1 protein-coding gene is annotated in these 749 nt (G+C 68.6%); it reads left to right on the top strand.

What is annotated here, in order from left to right:
• The first annotated feature begins 90 nt into the window (after positions 1-90).
• The gene (locus D7Y13_RS41920; RefSeq protein ID WP_120538495.1) at positions 91-516 is read left to right on the top strand and encodes a nuclear transport factor 2 family protein; all 426 of its coding nucleotides are present in this window, start codon (positions 91-93) and stop codon (positions 514-516) included.
• The last annotated feature ends 233 nt before the right edge of the window (positions 517-749 follow it).

Genomic DNA, 749 nt, shown 5'->3' with positions numbered 1-749 from the left:
GGGCAGGGGGGCGACCGTGCGGGACGGCCACCCATACCCCGCATGCGCACCCTTCCCGCACACCCCCTTTGCCAACGAGTGAGGATGCGGATGCCGATGGAACGAGCGCAGCGGTTCGTGGACGCCCTGTTGAAACTGGAAGCGGATGGCGACATCGAGTCGCTGCTCGCCCTCTTCGCCGATGACGCCCAGGTGAGCAACGTGGCCTCGCCCAGCGTCTTCACCGGCATCGACGGCGCCCGCCGCTTCTGGACCGAATACAAGGGCACCCTGGGCCAGGTGAAGTCCACCTTCCGCAACGTCATCGAATCCGGTGACCGCGTGGCCCTGGAGTGGGAGACGCAGGGGCAGTCCCACAACGGTGCCGCCATCGCCTACGAGGGCGTCTCCATCATCGAATGGGACGGCGACCGCATCCGGCGCTTCTTCGCCTACTTCGACCCGCACGCCCTGGGACAGGAGCTGTCCCACGACAACGCGCGCCGGTCGGAGGTCCCCGCGACCACTCCGGCTTGACCCTCGCGTGACGTTTCGAAGGCCCGGGGGGTTTGGAGGGGATTTCACCCCCCCGGGGGACTTATCGCTGCCGCAAGGGGTACCCAGACCCTGTGTGCACTCCCGTGCACCCAGCTCGCGAGCCGGGGTAGCGTGGAGGGGCGGCCGCCCCCATTTCGACGGGCCGCGTCGTCCCCCTTTCGGGAACCCCATGATGACCCGCGTCATTGCCCCCCTCCTGGCCGTCCTGCTCC

The sequence above is a fragment of the Corallococcus praedator genome, from assembly GCF_003612125.1.
Lineage (GTDB): Bacteria > Myxococcota > Myxococcia > Myxococcales > Myxococcaceae > Corallococcus > Corallococcus praedator.
This window is presented reverse-complemented; position numbering and strand designations above follow the sequence as displayed.

What these genes read in the sequence shown, in the direction of transcription:
- D7Y13_RS41920 (WP_120538495.1), top strand. Translation starts at nt 91, where the DNA reads ATGCCGATGGAACGAGCGCAGCGGTTCGTGGACGCCCTGTTGAAACTG.